Here is an 18,211-nt window from a genome sequence, read left to right as displayed (position 1 = left end):
ATTTGGCATCGCCCGCGCCGCCCCGGTTCGGCCGGCGCGAGGCGAAAGGAAGAACACGATGACCGTATTGACCTGGTCCGATGAGCGTGTCGAGCAACTGAAGAAGCTTTGGGAATCCGGGCTTTCGGCCAGCCAGATCGCCGCCGAGCTCGGCAACGTGACCCGCAATGCCGTGATCGGCAAGGTCCACCGGCTCGGCCTCTCCGGCCGCGCCAAGGCGCCCTCCACCGCCGCACCCCGGCCGCGCAAGGCGCGCCCCACCCAGATGGTTCGGGTGTCGCGCCCGATGTCGCGCGGCAACACCGCGCTGGCTCAGGCCTTCGAGGTCGAGGTCGAAGCCGACCCCGTCGCCTATGACAATGTCGTGCCGATGAACCAGCGGCTGTCGCTGCTGGAGCTCAACGAAGCCACCTGCCACTGGCCGGTCGGCGATCCCTCGAGCCCGGAATTCTTCTTCTGCGGCGGCAAGGCGCTGACCGGCCTGCCCTACTGCGCGCACCACTCGCGCGTCGCCTACCAGCCCGCCGCCGACCGCCGGCGGCAACCGCCGAAGCCGCAGGGAAGGTAAGGCGCGCGGCATAGACGGAAGCCAGCATCGCGCGCCTCACTTGTCATCACCCGCGCATGCGGGTGATCCAGTACGCCGCGGCCTCTCGGCCTAATCACAAACGGCTCTGGAAAACTGGATCGCCCGCCTTCGCGGGCGATGACGGCTGTGTGGATCAGCAGCGCTACGACTGCGGCTCGGCCTTCGCGAACCTGTCGTCCAGCGCGTAGCCGGCGCCGCGGACGGTGCGGATCGGATCCTGCTCGCGGCCGGGGTTGAGCAGCTTGCGCAGGCGGCCGATGTGGACGTCGACGGTGCGCTCGTCGATATAGATGTCGCGGCCCCAGACGCTGTCCAGCAGCTGCTCGCGGCTGAAGACGCGGCCGGGATGCTCGAGGAAGAATTCGAGCAGGCGGTACTCGGTCGGGCCGAGGTCGATCGGCCGGCCGGAGCGCGCGACGCGGCGTTTTTCGCGGTCGAGCTCGATGTCGCCATAGGTCAGCACGGTGGCGAGCCGTTCGGGGCTCGCCCGGCGCAACAGGCCCTTCACCCGCGCCAGCAGCTCCGGCACCGAGAAGGGTTTTACGATGTAGTCGTCGGCGCCGGTGGCGAGCCCCCGCACGCGCTCGCTCTCCTCGCCGCGCGCGGTGAGCATGATGATCGGCAGCTGCTTGGTCTCGGGGCGCGCCCGCAGGCGTCGGCACAGCTCGATGCCGGAAAGCCCCGGCAGCATCCAGTCCAGCACCACGAGGTCCGGCACCCGCTCCTTCAGCCGGGTGTCGGCCTCGTCGCCGCGGGCGACGGTCTCGACCTCATATCCTTCGGCATCGAGGTTGTAACGCAGAAGCGTCGTCAACGCTTCCTCGTCTTCCACCACCAGAATGCGTGCGCTCATGAGCCTAATGTATCCTGTCCGTTTCCCGATACGCGGTTAATCGGGCACTGTCGCGGCAAAAGTGGTCATGTCGCCCTTGGGGCGCTTGTCGAGCATCTGCTGACCCTCGATCATGTAGAACACGGTCTCGGCGATGTTGGTCGCGTGGTCGCCGATCCGCTCGATGTTCTTGGCGCAGAACATCAAATGGATGCAGAACGAGATGTTGCGCGGGTCTTCCATCATGTAGGTGAGCAGCTCGCGGAACAGCGAGGTGCAGATTGCGTCCACCTCCTCGTCGCCCTTCCAGACGTTCATCGCGGCCGGCAGGTCGTGCGCGGCGTAGGCGTCGAGCACCGACTTGACCTGGGACTGCACCAGGTCGGTCATGTGCTCCAGCCCGCGGATCAGCTTCAGCGGCTGGAAATCGCTCTCGATCGCGGTGACGCGCTTGCCGATGTTCTTGGCAAGATCGCCGATCCGCTCGAGATCGATGGCCACGCGCATGGCGCTGACGATCTCGCGCAGGTCCACCGCCATCGGCTGGCGGCGGGCGATGGTGAGCACCGCGCGCTCCTCGATGAGCCGCTGCAGATTGTCGATCTCGAGGTCGGCTGCGACGACGCGCTTGGACTGCGCGACGTCGCGCCGGATCAGCGCATCGACGGAGTCGGCAATCATGCGCTCGGCAAGGCCGCCCATCTCGGCGACCAGCCGGGTCAGCTCCTGCAGATCGCTGTCGAATGCTTTTGCAATGTGTTCGGAAACCATCCCTCAACTCCTCAGCCGAACCGGCCCGTGATGTAGTCCTGTGTACGCTGGTCGGAAGGCGAGGTGAATATCTTGTCGGTAGGCCCGCTTTCGACCAGTGTGCCGAGATGGAAGAATGCAGTCAGCTGCGACACACGTGCCGCCTGCTGCATCGAATGCGTCACGATGATGATGGTGAAGTTCTTGGCCAGCTCGCTCATCAACTCCTCGATCTTCGCCGTGGCGATCGGATCGAGCGCGGAGCAAGGCTCGTCCATCAGGATGATTTCGGGGCTCGCAGCGATGGCTCGCGCGATGCACAGGCGCTGCTGCTGACCGCCGGACAGTCCCGTCCCGGACTCAGTCAGCCGATCCTTCACCTCGTTAAACAGGCCGGCCCGCTTCAAGCTGCTTTCGACGATCGCGTCGAGCTCGGTCTTGCTGCCGGCAAGGCCGTGAATGCGCGGTCCATAGGCAACGTTTTCGTAGATCGACTTGGGAAAGGGATTCGGCTTCTGAAATACCATACCCACCCGGGCGCGGAGCTGCACCACATCGAGTGACTTGTCGTAAACGTCCGTCCCGTCGATCTCGATCCGACCGGTCACACGTGCGATCGGGATCGTGTCGTTCATGCGGTTGATGCAGCGAAGGAAGGTCGATTTGCCGCAACCCGAGGGACCAATGAAGGCGGTGACCGACGTCTCGGGGATGTCGATCGTCACGTCGTTCAGGGCGCGCTTCTCGCCGTAGTAGACGTTGACGTCTCTCGCGGTGACCTTCGGCAGGCGGCTGACACCGGCCGAAACCAGGGTAGCCGGGCTTGCTGCAATGCTGGACGCTTGGGACATGTTCATTTTCTCACTACCCCTAAATACGCTGTTACCAGCGCTGCTCGAAGCGGCGACGAAGCACGATAGCCGCGCCGTTCATCAGGAACAGGAACACCAGCAGCACGAGGATCGCTGCAGCAGTCTTGGCCTGAAAGGCGATCTCCGGAAGATCCGACCAGAGATAGATCTGAACCGGAAGCACCGTCGCCGCGCTTGTCACGCCTTGCGGCACCTCCACGATGAACGCGACCATGCCGATCAGCAGCAACGGCGCCGTTTCACCCAGGGCATGGGCCATACCTATGATCGTGCCGGTCATTATGCCAGGCAGTGCCAGCGGCAAGACGTGATGGAAAATCGCCTGCTGGTGCGATGCCCCGACGCCGAGCGCTGCCTCCTTGATCGAAGGCGGCACGGCCTTCAGGGCCGCGCGCGAGGCGATGATGATCGTCGGCATCACGAGCAGCGCCAATACCAGGCCGCCAACCAGCGGAGCCGAGCGCGGCAGGCCGAAGAAGTTCAGGAACACCGCCAGACCGAGCAGGCCGAAGACGATCGAGGGCACCGCCGCCAGATTGTTGATGTTGACCTCGATCAGTTCGGTGATCCGGTTCTTCGGCGCAAACTCCTCCAGGTAGATCGCTGCCGCGACGCCGGTCGGCAGGCAAAGCACGAGGGTCACGAGCAGCGTCAGGAACGAGCCGATCAGGGCGCCGCGGATGCCCGCAAGCTCCGGCTCGCGACTGTCGCCGGACGTGAAGAACGACCAGTTGAAGACGTGTTCGACGAGGCCACGCTCGCGCAGCGTCTCCAGCCAGGTCACCTCGAGGTCGCTCACCCTTCGGTTCGACTCGGGCGTCGGGTAGGTCAGGATGCGCCAGGTTCCCGGCGCGGCCTGGTCCGCGGATTCGAGCGGTACAATGACTTGCCCGACGACTCGTGCGCCGCTGACCTCCTTGACCTTGACGACCCCTTTGTTGACGGCGACCAGCAGGCTCGGCATCTTCTCGTCAAGCGGCTCGCTGCCGCCGGCACTGTCGAAGCGGGCCTGCATCGCCGCGGCATCGGTCTCGAGCTGCTTCGCCCGCTGGGCAAGCGAGTCGATCTCGGCCGTCAGCGTCTGAATGCGCTGGTCCAGACCCGCGGCGACTGCGGCAGACGCGCCGGGCCGCCCCTTCTGCGCCTCGACCTGGTCCCTGGTGCCCTGGACATATTTGACCGCGCGCTGCAGCCGTTCCGCCTCCTTGCCGAGCTCGCGCGACTTGTCGAACAGCAGGCGCCGCAGGCTGACCAGCTCCTCCGAGAACTGGTTGCTGGAGGTCAGCAGCGTGACGTCGCCTGTCGTTCCGCTCGGCGTGATGACGCCGGTCCCATTGCGCTCGACGATCTTCGTGCCGATACCCTTCAGATAAAGATCGGCATCATCGGACAGCAGCACCGGCACCTTGACGGTCTGCCCGACCAGCGCCGGATCGGCGACGACCCGTTCGCGCAGGATGTCCGCCGCTCCCGACGACAGCATACCGTCGAGTAGCCGGCGCGGGGCCCGCGCCTTCACGTCCGGGAATTGCGCCCGCAGCGCGTTGCGCACCAGCAATTGATAGTCGCCGCCGCGCAGCACCGAACGGTCGTTGGTACCATTCGGATCGATCTCGGCCTTGTCGACGGTGATATCCATCATCAGGCGGTGCTGCGTGAATGCAGGCAGGCCCTTGACGACGATGTCGGCCAGCACAACCGCGAGAAACACGGCCGTCAGGGTGATCGCGGCGATCCCGTAGAGCTGGAAACGCCGCTCCGCCCGGTAGCGTGCCCTCACACGCGCGCGCGCGGCGTCAGACGCGATGTCGAAGGTCCGGAAAGCCGGAAGCGCGATATCAGTCATATTGCTCTCGGTATCTCTTGACGATCTGCAGGGCGATGACGTTCAGGGCCAGCGTGAAGAAGAACAACACGAAACCCAGCGCGAAGGCTGCGAGCGTCTTGGCGCTGTCGAACTCCTGGTCGCCGACCAGAATGGTCTTGATCTGCACTGTGAAGGTGGTGACCGCCTCGAGCGGATTGAAAGTCAGGTTGGCGGCAAGGCCCGCGGCCATCACCACGATCATGGTCTCGCCGACCGCGCGGCTGATCGCCAGCATCATCGCCGATACGATGCCGCTGAACGCGGCCGGAAGAACGACCTTCTTGATCGTCTCCGACTTGGTTGCGCCCATGCCGTAGGATCCGTCACGCAGCGACTGCGGGACCGCGTTGATCACGTCATCGGACAGCGACGAGACGAAGGGAATGATCATCATCCCCATCACGACGCCGGCTGCCAGCGCGCTTTCCGACGCCACGTTCAGCCCGGCCCACTCTCCCGCGGCCCGAATCCACGGCGCCAGCGAGAGCGCCGCAAAGAAGCCGAGCACGACCGTGGGAATGCCGGCGAGGATTTCCAGCAGGGGCTTGGCGAACGAGCGAAACCGGGGCGACGCATACTCGGCAAGATAGATTGCGGCGAACAATCCGATCGGACCGGCGATCAGCATCGCGATCAGCGTGATCAGCATCGTTCCGACCACCAGGGGGATGATGCCGAACGCGCCGGACGAGCCGACCTGGTCGGCGCGAATGGCCGTCTGCGGCGACCATTGTATCCCGAACAGGAAGTCTACCGGCGACACCTTGCCGAAGAAATGGATGGTCTCGAACAGCACCGAGAACACGATGCCGACCGTGGTCAGCACCGCGATCGAGGCGCATGCGAGCAGAAGGTACTTGACGACGCGCTCCACCTGATTGCGGGCGCGGAAGCTCGCCGACAGGCGACGCAGTCCATAGGCAAGCCCGAGCAGGCCAAGCACGAAACCGCTGGCGAGAAGCAGGTAGTTGGTCCACGACCTGGTCGAGGCGTACACCTCGGCCGCGCGTCGAAGCGCCTCGGTCCTTTCCCCGGAAAACTGCCCTTCGGCCAGGGCGACGATGTCACGCAGCACCGAGCCGCGGCGCAACTCATCGCTCAGGATGGCCGGGTCGAAGGCCGTCAGCGCCTTGCTGTCGACCAGGTAATTCGAAAGAGCGCTGCCGACGGCCAATGCCAGCAGCATCGGGATGGCCGCAGCGAGCAGAACGAACGCGCCATGATAGATGGGGCGGGAATGAATCGGACCCGATTGGGCGACCGCGACGGCGCGCGATCTTCCCAGTAGGAAGCCGACGATGGTCAATGCGACGAGACCGAGCAGGTAAACGATCGTCACGGTGCCCCCTAGAGCAGAACTGCCGGAACCTGAAAAGCGCTTGCTTTACCTTCCGGTCGGGACGCGTCACGGGGCGGCAGAACCGCCCCGTGACCGGAGATCAACAACGATCAGGAGCTCGGCGCGCTCATCGGCGTCAGGCCGGTGACGCTTTTGCGCATGGCATCGAGGTCCTTCTTCGGCAGTGTCACGAGACCCTTCTTGGCGAGATAGCCATCCTCGCCCAGCGCCTTCTCCGAGACGTACTCGGCCGCGAACTTGTCCACGCCCGGCACGACGCCGACATGCTGCTTCTTGATGTAGACGAACAGCGGGCGCGAGCCCTTGTACTTGCCGCCGGCGATGTTGTCGTAATTGGGAGCAGCGCCGTCGAGGGTGACGCCCTTCAGCTTGGCGGTATTCTCTTCGAGGAACGAGTAGCCGAAGATGCCGAAGGCGTTCTTGTTGGCCTCGAGCTTCTGGACGATGACGTTGTCGTTCTCGCCAGCCTCGACATAGGCGCCGTCTTCACGCAGCGTCTTCCAAGCCTTGTCGAAGGCCTTCTTGTCGGACTTCTTGAGTTCCTTCAGCGCCGGGATCTGCTCGGCGCCAGCCTCGAGGAACAGCTCATGCAGCGAGTCGCGGGTGCCGGAGGTCGGCGGCGGACCGAGGACCTCGATCTTGATGTTGGGCAGCGACTTGTCGATGTCCGACCAGTTCTTGTTCGGATTGGCGACCAGCTTGCCGTCGGGCCCCGGCACTTCCTTGGCGAGCGCCAAGAACACCTGGCCTAGTGTGATCTTCAGATCGGGGCCCTGCTTGGACTGGGCGATCGTCAGGCCGTCGAAGCCGATCTTGATCTCGACGATGTCCTTGACGCCGTTCTTCTGGCAATCCTCGAACTCGCTCTTCTTCATCGCGCGCGACGCATTGGTCGCATCCGGGTGGCCTTCGCCAACTCCGGCACAGAACAGCTTCATGCCGCCGCCGGTGCCGGTCGATTCGACGACCGGCGTCTTGCCGCCGGACTTGCCGAACTGCTCCGCCACCGTGGTGGTGAAGGGATAGACGGTCGATGAACCGACGATTCGGATCTGGTCGCGGGCCTCCGCCGCGCCGGTCAGCGCGATACCGATCGAAAGGAATGCAAACGAAGTGGTGGCGAAAAATCTGGCTTTCATGCCGAGCTCCTGTCGTGGATTGGCCCTGAGGGCTGCCGCAGATCGTTAAGGGAACCTTAAGTCTGCCCCCTGCGGCTACACGCTAGGTCCCCCTCGTCTCGCTATTATGATAATCCCATGACAGTCAGATGACAGTCGCAAGCCATTGAAATTACTTGACTTCACGTAGTCGTCGGCGGCCGGAGCTGGGGGAAACAGGCGGTGAAGGTGGCCCCGGATTTCGGCACGCTCTCGATCAGGAGCCGGCCGCGATGGCGGGCCAGGATGTGCTTGACCAGCGATAGCCCGAGCCCGGTACCTCCTTGCGCGCGGCTGTCGCCGACATCGACCCGGTAGAACCGCTCGGTGAGACGCGGCAGGTGCTCCGGGGCGATGCCGGGGCCAAAATCCCGCACCAGCACCCGGTATTCCGGCGCACCCTCGCCCGCGCCGCCCGCCTTGGCCGGCGCGAACGTGGTCAGCGACACGACCACCCTGCCGCCGGAGGCGCCGTATTTCAGCGCATTCTCGATCAGGTTCTCGAACAGCCGCAGCAATTCCTCGCGGTCGCCGGCGATGGTAACGGGCGGCTCCGGCAGATCGACATCGATCTCGACCTGGCGCTCGCTGGCGAGGGCCTCCAGCCCGTCCACGACCTGGCGGATGATCGGCACGAGATCGACCAGCGTGTCGGGGCGGACATGCGCCGACAATTCGACCCGCGACAGCGACAAGAGATCGTCGATCAGCCGCGCCATGCGCCGGGCCTGCGCCTGCATGATCCCGAGAAAGCGCTCGCGCGCCTTGGGATCGTCCCTGGCAGGGCCCTGCAGCGTGTCGATGAAGCCGGACAGCGCCGCCAGCGGCGTGCGCAACTCATGGCTGGCATTGGCGACGAAATCGGCGCGCATCTCCTCGACCCGGCGCAGCGGCGTCAGGTCGTGGAAGGTCATCAGCATGCATTTGTCGGCGCCGCCGAACCGTGTCGGCACCGGCACCGGCGTGATGACGAGCTCCATCCAGCGGTCGATCGGCACCTGGTCGAGATAGGTGGCGCGGCGCGGCTGCGTGGTGGCGATGGCCTCGCGCAACGCGGTGATGATCTCGGGCGAGCGCAATGCGAATTGCGCCAGCTCGTTCTTGCGCAGCGCCGGGGCGAGCTGGCTTGCCGCGGCATTGAGATGGATGACGCGGCCGGCGCGGTCGAGCAGCACGGCGGGATCCGGCATGCCGGCGACGATGGCATTGACGGCGGCGGCCTCGACCGGATCCTCGGTGCGGACATCGTCGCGCGAGGCCGCCGCATCGTGCAGGCGCCAGGGCACCAGGGCCGCGGCGACGATCAGGGCGAATGCGGCGGCGGCAGCGACGAGCGGCAATTCGCCGAGCGCGACCAGCACGGTCAGGGCAAGTCCGGCGGCGAGCAGGATGATGGCCGAGTGGCGCAACCGGTCCGGCCAGGGCGCGAAGATGGAGGAAGGGGTCTCGTCTATCGCCATCGCCGCTTCACCGGAAAACGCCCTCCGTCCTCAAATCACGCTCCGCCGTCTCCGCGCTCGCGCACATAGACGGCCTCGCGCCTCGGTTCCACCCGCGTCTTTTCCTCGGCCATGGCGGCGAGCCTTCGCAGCCGTTTCGACCTTGCGCCGAGAATAACTTCGCGAAGCGTCAGCAAGATTACAGAAAGGACGAAGGGGGTGATGTAATAGAGCATGCGGAAAAGCAGCATGCCGGCGAGCAGCTCCTCGCGGTCCATCTGCCAGAGTCCGACCAGCATGGCCGCGTCGAACACCCCGAGCCCGCCGGGGGAATGGCTGGCAAAGCCGAGCAGCGTCGCCGAGACGAAGATCACGGCCACCGTGACGAAGCCGGGATTGGCCTCTTCCGGCGTCAGCATGTACATAGCGAGCGCGCAGCAGCCTAGATCGACGATGCCGATGCAGATCTGCAGCAAGGTCAACGGGCCGCCCGGCAATGTCACCGTCCAGGGGCCGCGGCCCACCACGCGCGGCTTGGTCCAGACCCAGACCACATAGCCGACCAGTACGACGATGCTGATCACGGCAGCGGCACGGTTGAGCCAGACCGGGAGCTGATCGACGCTGGCAGCGGCTTCCGGATGCCATGCGATGCCGATGCCGAGCACCGCGGCATTGCCGAGCCAGAAGGTGAGACCGGCGAGGAAGCAGACCTTGGCGACGTCGATCGCATTCAGTCCCCAGGCGGAATAGATCCGATAGCGCACCGCGCCGCCGGTGAAGACGCTAGCGCCGACATTGTGCCCGATCGAGTAGGAGGTGAAGCCGGCAATGGCGTTGACGCGGTAGGGAACGTCGGTGCGGCCGATCGCGCGGACCGCGAACCAGTCGTAGAAGGTGAGCGTGAAATAACCGGCCGCGACGAACAGGGCGGCGAACGCGATTTGCGCCGGCTCGGTGTCCTTGATGGCGTCGATCACCTCGGCGACGTTGATGCCGCGGAGCATGTGGTAGAGCACGTAGCAAGCAGTGCCGATAACGGCGATGCTGATCACCACACCCATCTTGTGCAGGATTTGCTTGTGGCGCAGGAACGCGATGAACCTGCGTATGGCTTCCAGCATCTAGACCTCGAATACCGATGCGACGGCAGTGACCGCCAGCGAACCTCCGCCGCCGTCCTCGCCCGCGCTTGCTCCCGTTGGCTCTGGTAGCGCGTTTCGCGGCGGAACGGAATTCACCTGACGGAGAATAAGACGCGATTCTTCAACATATTAGGGTGCATCTATAACAGCGGATCGACAGATTTTCTGCATTCTGGCCCGTTGGTTCGAAATTCGTAAAGGTCTGGCGGGGGGCGCGGACCGGCCGCCCGGGCCGGGCGCCCCCCGGCCAGGCTGGAGTCAGGCCGGCGGGGTGCTGCGCGCGACCACCCAGGCGCGCAAGCACGATCCCACCGTGCAGCCCACAAGGTAAAGCCCGAACATGACAAGCCCGAGATCGAGCCAGTAGCCGAAACGGCCGGGGACGATACGGGTCGCCGCAAGCGCCAGCAGGACCGCCACCAGCGCCCACAACGCGCGGCCCCAGGCGCCCGTGACACCGGCGCGCTGGACGACGGAAATCCAGCCCATGGCAAGGCCGAGCAGCAGCGATGCCACCAGCCAGCCCCAGAAGAATTGCGCGACATTGGCCATGATCACTTCACCACGAAATCGATGCGCCGGTTCTGCGCCTTGCCCTCGTCGGTATCGTTGCCGGCCATCGGCTGGCTGGAGCCATAGCCGACAGCGGTGAAGCGGCCGGCCGGCAGGCCGCCGCGCACCAGATAGTCGGCCACAACCTGCGCGCGCTTCTCGGACAGCGCCTGATTGGCATTGGCGTCGCCATCGGCGTCGGTATGGCCGGCGATCTCGATATTGGCGGTGGGACAGCGCTGCGCCGTCTCGGTCAGGCGGTCGAGCAGGCCGAGCGAATCCGGCGACAGCTCGGCCTTGCCCGATTCGAAGCGGATGCGCGCCTTGGTCAGGAGATCCGCGAACAGCTGCTGGCAGACGGTGTTGTCGACCGGCGCGGACGGCGGCTTGACCGTGATCTCGGGCTTGTACTGCCAGTTCTGCGGGAAATCCCTGGCAAGGCCGGCGCGGATTTCCGCCGCCGCAGCATCATAGAGCGCATCGCCCGAGAGCTTGACCTCGCGGTCCGTCACGACGAGCGTGCCGGTGGAAAGCCGCGACAGCGCGCCCAGCGCCGGCACCACGACGGCGGAAAAGCTGGCGGGGGCCCCGATGCTCTCCTTGAGATTGTCGACCACCTTTTCGCTGATGAACCGGCGCCCTGCGATACCGATCAGGGCGGCGTGCACGCTCTTGTCGGGCACGTTGCCGGAGAGCGTCACGGTGTGCGCGACCGGATCCTTGTAGGCCTGGAAGACGTAGGGCGGCGCCTTGACGTCGTTGCCGGCAACCGAAAAGCCCTCCGGCAGGTTCTTGAGCGCCGCGGCGATCGCCTCGCGGCCGCCGAGCTCGCGCGCCATGCCCGACAGCGACACCTTGCCATCCGATATCGTGAGCTTGCCGTCCTTGAGCTTGCCGATCTGCTCGAGCAGCAGCAGCGCCGCGGCATCGAAGCGCGGCGGCGCGCCGCGCGCCAGCCCCATCCGGTCGGCGACCTCGACATTGCCGAGAGCGGCCTTGGCTGCCTCGACCAGCCTGCCCTTGACCTGCGGCAGGGGCGCGCTGCCGGACAACGTCAGGCGGACCACGTCGCGCTCGGCCGACCAGACGAACGGCTTTGCTTCGGGTACGAGGCGGGTTTCGTCGTTGACGATGCGGATTCCCGGCACCGCCTCGACGGCCTCCAGCGCGGCGAGCCGGCCAGTATTGGAAAACGCCTCGGCAGCGAAGGTGACGTCGCGGCCGGCAACCGTGACGCGCTTCTTGTCCAGCACGGCGTCCTTGACTGCGGCATTAGAGCGCGCCGCAAGATGGCCTTCCACCGGCTCGGTGCTGGTCCAGGCGGCGAAACCCCAAAAGACAGCCAGCAAAATCGCACCCGGCCACCATTTGCTGCTCCACCTGAAAAGTCCGTGCATCCGAGTTCCCGCGCCTTAGGCGAACGGAGAGAAAACAAACCCTTGGGGGGCTGTCAAACCCCAAATAGCGGGGGCGGGCGAAGGCCGAAAAGGTCGCCCGGATAAGGGTTTGTTCAGCCCTCACTGGCTAACTTCGGCTCCGAATCCACCGGTACAGCCAGTCCTGATGAAGCAGCTCCGCAGCACCGTGATCCGCGCCGGCCTGGAAGCATTGTATTTCTCCGGCGCGCACCATCTGCTGCGGCCGATCTTTTCGGGCGTCGGCGCCATCTTCATGCTGCATCACGTCCGCCCGCGCGATGCGAGGGCCTTCCAGCCCAACCATCATCTCGAGATCGAGCCAGCCTTCCTGCGCGCGGTGCTGTCGCATCTGCGCGCCTGCGAGATCGACATCGTCACCATGGACGAAGTGTATCGGCGCCTCGCCGAAAGGGATTTCTCGCGCCGCTTCGCGGCCTTCACGCTCGACGACGGCTATCGCGACAACCGCGACCATGCGCTGGCCGTGTTTCGCGAGTTCGACGCGCCGCACATCGTCTACGTGACGAGCGATTTCGCCGCCGGCACGGGGCGGTTGTGGTGGGTTGCACTGGAGCGCGCGATCGCGAATGCGGAAAACATCGAGGTCGAGATCGGCGGCCGCATGACGCATGTGGAGGCCGGGACGCCGGCGCAGAAGCAGGCGGCCTTCGACCGGCTGCACGACTGGCTGCGCGCGCTGCCGGGCGAGCACGACGTGTCGCGCGAGGTCTCGAGCCTGTGCGCGCGCTGCGGCGTCGACGAGAGCGCGATCAGCCGCGAGCTCTGCATGTCCTGGGACGAGTTGAAGGCGTTTGCCGGCGATCCGCTGGTGACGATCGGCGCGCACACCATCACCCATCCCAACCTCGCCCGGCAGCGCGAGGACGTGGCGTTGAACGAGTTGCGCACCGGCCGCGAGCGGATCGAGGCGGCGCTCGCCCGGCCTGTGCTGCATCTGGCCTACCCCTATGGCGACCGCTGCGCGGCCGGCCCGCGCGAATTTGCCCTAGCGAAAGCCGCCGGGTTCAAGACCGCGGTGACGACGCGGCCCGGCATGCTCTTTCCGGAGAGCGCCGGCCATTTGACCGCGCTGCAGCGGATCTCGCTCAACGGCAACTACCAGGACGAACGCATCCTGCCGGTGCTGACCTCGGGCGCGGCGACCGCAATGTGGAATGGCTTCCGCCGCATCGATGCGGCGGAGTTGTCGACGGCCGTCGCCGTCCTTGACTCGTCCCCGTGCCGCGCCCAAAACCTCCGTCAATTCAAACGGAGGAAGAAATGTTCAAGGATCTGTTTTCGCTGAAGGGCCGCGTCGCGCTGGTGACCGGCGGATCGCGCGGCATCGGCAAGATGATCGCGGCGGGGTTTCTTAGCCATGGCGCGGCGCGTGTTTACATCACCGCGCGCAAGGCAGGGCCGTGCGAGGCGACGGCGAAAGAGCTCACCGCGCAATATGACGGCGAGTGCATTGCGCTTCCGATCGACATATCCACGGTGGAAGGCTGCGAAAAGCTCGCCGCCGAAATCATCAAGCGCGAGCCGAAACTCGACATCCTCGTCAACAATGCCGGCGCGGCCTGGGGCGCGGACTTCGACGAGTTTCCGGAAAGCGGCTGGGACAAGGTGATGGACCTCAACGTCAAGTCGCTGTTCTTCCTGACCAAGGCGCTGGCAAAGCCGCTACGCGCCGCCGCCTCGCACGAGCGGCCGGCCAAGGTCATCAACATCGCCTCCGTCGACGGCATCTTCGTCAACCCGCAGGAAACCTATTCCTACGCCGCGAGCAAGGCCGCCGTGATCCACCTGACCCGGCGCATGGCGACGAAACTGATCAAGGGCTCCATCAACGTCACCGCGATCGCGCCCGGCGCATTCAGCTCGGACATGAACAAGGCGGCGCGCGATCACGGCGACGAGGTGGCAAAACGCATTCCGGCGCAGCGCATCGGCACCGACGAGGACATGGCGGGGGTCGCGATCTATCTCGCCTCGCGCGCGGGGGACTATGTCGTCGGCAACACCATCGCGGTCGACGGCGGCGTGGTGTACGCCAATGCGGGGCTGCCGGTCGCGGGGTGAGCGCGGCACGGGACGATGCCCCTCGCCCCGCTCTCTTGTCCGCCGAAGCCCGCCTTCGGGCGAAGGCGGATGCGGGGAGAGGGTTGGGGTGAGAGGGGCAACATCGGGACTCGCGGTGAGTCCCCCCGGATCGCATCTTCGATGCGATCCGACCTCTCCCCGCATCCAGCCGCAAGCGGGGCGAGGTGAAGAAGCGGCGGGCCGCGCTCAATACGTCTCGACGTGATAGCGGCCGTCTTCGCGCATCGCGGCTTTGAGCGGGGCCCAGTCGGTGCCGGCGCCGCGGCAGACGTCGGCGAAGGCTTCGTCCACGCCGCTCTCCATGCCCTTGAGGCCGCAGATGTAGACATGGGTGCGCGGGTCGCTCATCTGCGCCGCGACAGTTGCGGCCTCGCTGCGGATGCGGTCCTGCACATAGATGCGGGGCTGGCCGGGCACGCGCGAATAGCAGAAATACTTGCCGAGCAGTTTTTCCGGCACCTTCTGCAGCGGGCCGAAATAGGGCAGTTCCTCGGGGCGGCGCGCGCCGAAGAACAGCAGGAGGCGCCCCGGCGCATCCGGCATGGCGCGGCGGCGGCGCTCGGTGAAGCCGCGGAACGGCGCCGAGCCCGTGCCGGTGCAGATCATGATGATGTTGGCGGCGGGATCGTTCGGATGCAGGAAGGTCGCGCCGAAGGGGCCGGTGATCTCCACCCTGGCGCCGCGCGGCAGGTCGCAGAGATAGTTGGAGCAGACGCCGCCGGGCTCGCGCTTGACGGTGAGCGCAAGATTGTGGGCATTCGGCTTCTCGCCGTCGCGCGAGCTTGCCACCGAATAGAGCCGGACGTTGTGCGGCTTGCCGTCGGCGGCGGTGCCGGGCACGACGACGCCGATGCTCTGGCCTTCCAGCACCGGGAACGGCTGGTCGCCGAAGTCGAGGATGATATGGCGCACGTCGGCGTCCGCATCGGCGTGCGTCAGGCGGAAGTTGCCGGTGACCGTCGCTTTCAACGGCTTGTTGCGGTTGTAAAGATTGATCGTCGGCTTAGAGGCAGAATGCGGCGCCACCGGCTTGCCGCCGAGGCCCTTGCGGGCCTCTTCCAGCAGGCTGTCGATCTCGTTCTCCAGCGCCTCGACCGTGCCGGAATCCGCCGCCGCGACTTCCTGCTGCGGCGGCAGCTCGCTCCAGGAATACTGCTCCTCGAGCGAATAGGGCTTGGCCACGACGCGCCAATTGTCGATCGAGCCGGTCGGACACGGCGATATGCAATCCATGCAGTGATTGCAGATCGCCGCATCGACCACGTAATTGTTGCCGTCATGCGTCACCGCATCGACCGGACATGTCTCTTCGCAGGTATTGCAGCGAATGCATATCTCGGGATCGATCAGGTGCTGCTTCAGCAACTCTCCAACCGGCGCGTTCATAAGCCTTGTGCCTGACAGGTATCAGGAGTTCTCGATCTTCACATATTCGAAATCGCCGGGCTTGTTGTCGATGCCGACCCGGGGCGGCGCGATCCAGCTGGCATACTGGCCGGGCTCGGACTGCGGCTGCATCAGCGAATTGATGAAGTCGCCATCGGAGACGGACGGCAAATAATTGTCGCGCTGCTTGCTCCACTCGGCACCGCTGACGATCACGCCCTTCGGCGTCGCCTCGATATCCCTGAACTCGCCGATCTGGCGGTGGAATGCGGTGTGCGGCAGTTCGAGGCGGAAATTGACGCCGGTCTTCTCGATCACCTTGTTCCAGCGCTCGACGCCCTTGGCGCAGTCTTCGGAGTAGTCGTCGCGCAGGCGCATGTTGAGCGCCGTCAGTGCCGGCTCGTTCACCATGGCGATCTTGCCGTCGACCAGCTTGGCCACCGGATAGGTGGCGTTGGTGAGACGATGGTCGTCGTCGATCTTCGTCTCCATGAAGCGGCCCTTCAGGCCGGCGTTGTAGAAGTTGGCGGCGTTGGTCGAAATCTCCGAACCGAACAGGTCCAGCGTCAGCGAATAGTGCATGTTGAGCTTCTTCTGCACAGTCGGCAGGTCGATCACGCCGAGCGCGCGCACCTTCTCGATGTCGTTGGGATCATCGATGCCCGCGGCTTTCATCGCCTCGCAGGTCCGCTGCAGCACACGGCCGACGCCGGTCTCGCCGACGAACATGTGGTGGGCTTCCTCGGTCAGCATGAAGCGGCAGCTGCGCGACAGCGGATCGAAGCCGGACTGCGCCAGGCTCTCCAGCTGCATCTTGCCGTCGCGGTCGGTGAAGTAGGTGAACATGAAGAAGGACAGCCAGTCCGGCGTCTTCTCGTTGAAGGCGCCGAGCATGCGCGGGCTATCCGCATCGCCGGAGCGACGGCGCAGCAACTCGTCGGCCTCCTCGCGGCCGTCGCGGCCGAAATACTTCTGCAGCAGATAGACCATCGCCCAGAGATGGCGGCCTTCCTCGACATTGACCTGGAACAGGTTGCGCATGTCGTAGAGCGAGGGCGCGGTCTTGCCGAGATGGCGCTGCTGCTCCACCGAGGCGGGCTCGGTGTCGCCCTGGATCACCACCAGCCGCCGCAGCATCGCACGGTATTCGCCGGGAACTTCCTGCCAGGCCTTCTCGCCCTTGTGCTGACCGAAATTCACCAGCCGGCCTTCCTCCTGCGGCGCAAGCAAGATGCCCCAGCGGTATTCGGGCATGCGGACGTAGTCGAACTTGGCCCAGCCCTTCGGATCGACGCTGACGGCGGTGCGCAGATAGACCAGCGATTCCTGGAAACCTTCCGGCCCCATGTCGTTCCACCAGTCGAGATAGCCCGGATGCCATCCCTCCAGCGCCTTGAGCACCTGGCGGTCCTCGGTGAGACCGACGTTGTTGGGAATCTTGGTCGAGTAGTCGACGTTCATGTAGTTCATTGATTTCGTCTCCCGTTTTGGGAAGGGCGAGTGGTGAATGGCGAGCAGCGAATAAGGAAGAAAGCCCATTCGTCACTTGCTATTCGCTATTCGCCTCTACACCCTCGTCATATCGAACTGCGCCTTCACGCCGGTGCCGTAGCGGCGCAGCGCGCCCTCCTCGCCGACCGCGTTGGGCCGCTGGAAGATCCAGTTCTGCCAGGCGGTGAGGCGGGCGAAGATTTTCGATTCCATGGTCTCGGGGCCGACGAAGCGGAGATTGGCTTCCATGCCGGTGAGGCCGTCGGGCGAGAACGAGGTGCGCTCCTCGAAGAACACGCGCACCTCGTCGTCCCAGTCGATGTCGTCGAGCGCGAAGGTGACGAGGCCGAGCTGCTCGGCTTCATCGGCATCGATCGCATCGCCGATCTTGGCCTTGGCGCGGTCGAGGTCGGCGGGATCGGCCTGGAAGCGCGATTCGAGGCGCGTGAGGCCATGGCTCATCGGATAGGGCCCGAAATTCATGGCCGACAGCGTGATCTGCGGCGCGGGACGGTTGTCGCCCTGGCGCGAGCCGATCAGCATGTAGGAGCGATCGGCGGCGAACACGAGCTCGGCGAGCGTACCGACGAAGCAGGAGCCGGGCTCGACCAGCGTCACCAGGGTGCGCGAGGTGACGTCGATGCGCTTGAGCACGCGCTTCCAGTAATGCCTGATCTCGTTGACCAGCCAGTGGCCCTTGTTGGCCTCGAGGAAGGCGTCGGCCGCCAGCACATTGGCGGCCTCGCCATGCGACTTGAACACCAGCATGGCGATTTCGAGCTCGTTGATGCGCAGGTGCAGGATGGCATCGTCGAGCTCGCGCGCGACCTGCAGCGGCCAGAACGAGGCACCCTGCGCGATCATGCCGTCGACGTCGGACGGCGGAGCGGGATCGGGCGCTGATATCGTGATGGTGGCGATGCGCTGCTCGCGGTTGATGTCGACGCTGACGAAGCCATAACGGAGGCCGTTCTCGTCGATCGTGCGCTTCAGCGGCGAAAGCGCGATGCCCTTGCCGTTGCCGTTGCGCGAGGATTTGGCAGCAAATTCCCTGGCACGGTCGGCGATCTTCGCTTCCAGCTTGCTGTTCGGCGCGATCTCGTCGACCAGGCGCCACTGTACCGCGCGCTTGCCCTTGATGCCTTCCTCGATGGTGCAGAAGAAATCGGCGTGGTCGCGGCGCACCTTGCGCTTGTCGACGACGCGCGTCAGCCCGCCGGTGCCCGGCAGCACCGCGAGCAGCGGCACTT

Annotated in this window: 15 protein-coding genes and 2 pseudogenes; 3 read left to right on the top strand and 14 right to left on the bottom strand. The window is 65.3% G+C overall.

The window, feature by feature from the left end; translation table 11 throughout:
• Positions 1-58: 58 nt before the first annotated feature.
• Positions 59-568 carry a GcrA family cell cycle regulator gene (locus ACT4OC_RS03335; RefSeq protein WP_444837586.1) on the top strand — a complete coding sequence of 170 codons (510 nt, stop codon included), beginning with the start codon at positions 59-61 and terminating at the stop codon, positions 566-568.
• Positions 569-731: 163 nt separating this feature from the next.
• On the opposite strand, the gene phoB is transcribed toward ACT4OC_RS03335, so the two are convergent.
• The 11 genes and pseudogenes from phoB to ACT4OC_RS03280 all read right to left on the bottom strand — a co-directional run bounded on the left by phoB (position 732) and on the right by ACT4OC_RS03280 (position 11,960).
• The gene (gene phoB / locus ACT4OC_RS03330; protein WP_444837585.1) at positions 732-1,442 is read right to left on the bottom strand and encodes a phosphate regulon transcriptional regulator PhoB; all 711 of its coding nucleotides are present in this window, start codon (positions 1,440-1,442) and stop codon (positions 732-734) included.
• A 36-nt stretch (positions 1,443-1,478) separates the two neighbouring features.
• Entirely contained in the window at positions 1,479-2,192 is a 714-nt protein-coding gene (gene phoU / locus ACT4OC_RS03325; RefSeq protein WP_444837584.1) for a phosphate signaling complex protein PhoU, read from the bottom strand.
• A gap of 11 nt (positions 2,193-2,203) precedes the next feature.
• On the bottom strand, positions 2,204-3,028 hold the full coding sequence (gene pstB / locus ACT4OC_RS03320) for a phosphate ABC transporter ATP-binding protein PstB (protein ID WP_444837583.1): 825 nt from the start codon (positions 3,026-3,028) through the stop codon (positions 2,204-2,206).
• Between the two features lie 25 nt (positions 3,029-3,053).
• Positions 3,054-3,857, bottom strand: a pseudogene (gene pstA / locus ACT4OC_RS03315) (phosphate ABC transporter permease PstA); the annotation flags it as partial.
• 552 nt (positions 3,858-4,409) lie between these two features.
• Positions 4,410-4,889 (bottom strand): annotated as a pseudogene (locus ACT4OC_RS03310) (DUF3333 domain-containing protein); the annotation flags it as partial.
• Entirely contained in the window at positions 4,882-6,249 is a 1,368-nt protein-coding gene (gene pstC / locus ACT4OC_RS03305) for a phosphate ABC transporter permease subunit PstC (protein WP_444837582.1), read from the bottom strand. The gene pstC and the pseudogene ACT4OC_RS03310, both read right to left, overlap by 8 nt.
• 110 nt (positions 6,250-6,359) lie before the next feature.
• Positions 6,360-7,409 carry a substrate-binding domain-containing protein gene (locus ACT4OC_RS03300; protein ID WP_444837581.1) on the bottom strand — a complete coding sequence of 350 codons (1,050 nt, stop codon included), beginning with the start codon at positions 7,407-7,409 and terminating at the stop codon, positions 6,360-6,362.
• 161 nt (positions 7,410-7,570) lie between these two features.
• Entirely contained in the window at positions 7,571-8,887 is a 1,317-nt protein-coding gene (locus tag ACT4OC_RS03295) for an ATP-binding protein (protein ID WP_444837580.1), read from the bottom strand.
• A gap of 35 nt (positions 8,888-8,922) precedes the next feature.
• Complete coding sequence (locus ACT4OC_RS03290) at positions 8,923-9,990, bottom strand: UPF0104 family protein (RefSeq protein ID WP_444837579.1); 1,068 nt, start codon at positions 9,988-9,990, stop codon at positions 8,923-8,925.
• A 279-nt stretch (positions 9,991-10,269) separates the two neighbouring features.
• Positions 10,270-10,563 carry a hypothetical protein gene (locus ACT4OC_RS03285; protein ID WP_444837578.1) on the bottom strand — a complete coding sequence of 98 codons (294 nt, stop codon included), beginning with the start codon at positions 10,561-10,563 and terminating at the stop codon, positions 10,270-10,272.
• A 2-nt stretch (positions 10,564-10,565) separates the two neighbouring features.
• Positions 10,566-11,960, bottom strand: a complete 1,395-nt coding sequence (locus ACT4OC_RS03280) for an OmpA family protein (protein WP_444837577.1) — start codon at positions 11,958-11,960, stop codon at positions 10,566-10,568.
• 166 nt (positions 11,961-12,126) lie between these two features.
• Here ACT4OC_RS03280 and ACT4OC_RS03275 point away from each other — a divergent pair, with 166 nt between their 5' ends.
• Positions 12,127-13,287, top strand: a complete 1,161-nt coding sequence (locus ACT4OC_RS03275; RefSeq protein WP_444837576.1) for a polysaccharide deacetylase family protein — start codon at positions 12,127-12,129, stop codon at positions 13,285-13,287.
• Positions 13,263-14,063 (top strand): SDR family oxidoreductase, encoded by an 801-nt coding sequence (locus tag ACT4OC_RS03270; protein ID WP_444837575.1) that lies wholly within the window; start codon positions 13,263-13,265, stop codon positions 14,061-14,063. Before ACT4OC_RS03275 ends, ACT4OC_RS03270 begins: the two co-directional genes overlap by 25 nt.
• Positions 14,064-14,270: 207 nt before the next feature.
• Here the strand turns inward: ACT4OC_RS03270 and boxA are convergent, their stop codons facing one another.
• The 3 genes from boxA to ACT4OC_RS03255 all read right to left on the bottom strand — a co-directional run.
• Positions 14,271-15,470: a benzoyl-CoA 2,3-epoxidase subunit BoxA gene (boxA, locus tag ACT4OC_RS03265; protein ID WP_444837574.1), complete on the bottom strand. Its 1,200-nt coding sequence runs from the start codon at positions 15,468-15,470 to the stop codon at positions 14,271-14,273.
• Positions 15,471-15,491: 21 nt separating this feature from the next.
• Positions 15,492-16,940, bottom strand: coding sequence for a benzoyl-CoA 2,3-epoxidase subunit BoxB (gene boxB, locus ACT4OC_RS03260; RefSeq protein ID WP_444837573.1), 1,449 nt, complete (start codon positions 16,938-16,940; stop codon positions 15,492-15,494).
• A 96-nt stretch (positions 16,941-17,036) separates the two neighbouring features.
• A partial coding sequence (locus tag ACT4OC_RS03255) for a 2,3-epoxybenzoyl-CoA dihydrolase (protein ID WP_444837572.1) occupies positions 17,037-18,211 on the bottom strand: 1,175 nt, incomplete at its 5' end.

Source organism: Bradyrhizobium sp. (assembly GCF_052389815.1).
GTDB lineage: Bacteria > Pseudomonadota > Alphaproteobacteria > Rhizobiales > Xanthobacteraceae > Bradyrhizobium.
The sequence above is the reverse complement of the archived record's forward strand: the minus strand, read 5'-3'. Positions and strand labels throughout refer to the sequence as shown.

Bases quoted from the DNA above. Each gene is read 5' to 3' on its own strand.
- ACT4OC_RS03300 (WP_444837581.1), bottom strand. From the start codon at position 7,409: ATGAAAGCCAGATTTTTCGCCACCACTTCGTTTGCATTCCTTTCGATC.
- phoU (WP_444837584.1), bottom strand. From the start codon at position 2,192: ATGGTTTCCGAACACATTGCAAAAGCATTCGACAGCGATCTGCAGGAG.
- phoB (WP_444837585.1), bottom strand. From the start codon at position 1,442: ATGAGCGCACGCATTCTGGTGGTGGAAGACGAGGAAGCGTTGACGACG.
- ACT4OC_RS03270 (WP_444837575.1), top strand. From the start codon at position 13,263: ATGTTCAAGGATCTGTTTTCGCTGAAGGGCCGCGTCGCGCTGGTGACC.
- ACT4OC_RS03285 (WP_444837578.1), bottom strand. From the start codon at position 10,563: ATGGCCAATGTCGCGCAATTCTTCTGGGGCTGGCTGGTGGCATCGCTG.
- boxB (WP_444837573.1), bottom strand. From the start codon at position 16,940: ATGAACTACATGAACGTCGACTACTCGACCAAGATTCCCAACAACGTC.
- ACT4OC_RS03290 (WP_444837579.1), bottom strand. From the start codon at position 9,990: ATGCTGGAAGCCATACGCAGGTTCATCGCGTTCCTGCGCCACAAGCAA.
- ACT4OC_RS03275 (WP_444837576.1), top strand. From the start codon at position 12,127: ATGAAGCAGCTCCGCAGCACCGTGATCCGCGCCGGCCTGGAAGCATTG.
- ACT4OC_RS03295 (WP_444837580.1), bottom strand. From the start codon at position 8,887: ATGGCGATAGACGAGACCCCTTCCTCCATCTTCGCGCCCTGGCCGGAC.
- boxA (WP_444837574.1), bottom strand. From the start codon at position 15,470: ATGAACGCGCCGGTTGGAGAGTTGCTGAAGCAGCACCTGATCGATCCC.
- ACT4OC_RS03280 (WP_444837577.1), bottom strand. From the start codon at position 11,960: ATGCACGGACTTTTCAGGTGGAGCAGCAAATGGTGGCCGGGTGCGATT.
- pstB (WP_444837583.1), bottom strand. From the start codon at position 3,028: ATGAACATGTCCCAAGCGTCCAGCATTGCAGCAAGCCCGGCTACCCTG.
- ACT4OC_RS03335 (WP_444837586.1), top strand. From the start codon at position 59: ATGACCGTATTGACCTGGTCCGATGAGCGTGTCGAGCAACTGAAGAAG.